Genomic DNA, 229 nt, shown 5'->3' with positions numbered 1-229 from the left:
CTCCATCGCCTGGATGGTGGTCAAGCCGCCGATTTCCGGGGTACCGGTACCGGGCGCCCAGGCCGGGTCGATGCCATCGATGTCGAACGACAGGTAAACCGGGCCGCCGCCGACTTTTTCCCGCACTTCGGCCATCAGTGGCTCCAGCGACTTATGCCAGCACTCTTCGGCCTGGACCACGCGGAAGCCTTGGCGACGGCTCCAGTTGAAGTCATCGGCTGTGTAGCCC

General features: G+C 64.6%; 1 protein-coding gene. It reads right to left on the bottom strand.

Annotated features, from left to right (window positions below):
• Window positions 1-229 (bottom strand): arginase family protein (locus FQ664_RS27140; RefSeq protein ID WP_178091143.1); only part of this gene is annotated, 229 nt, incomplete at both ends.

The sequence above is a fragment of the Pseudomonas persica genome, assembly GCF_900291015.1.
Lineage (GTDB): Bacteria > Pseudomonadota > Gammaproteobacteria > Pseudomonadales > Pseudomonadaceae > Aquipseudomonas.
Note: the sequence above shows the minus strand (reverse complement) of the source record. Positions and strands in the feature narration are given on the sequence as shown.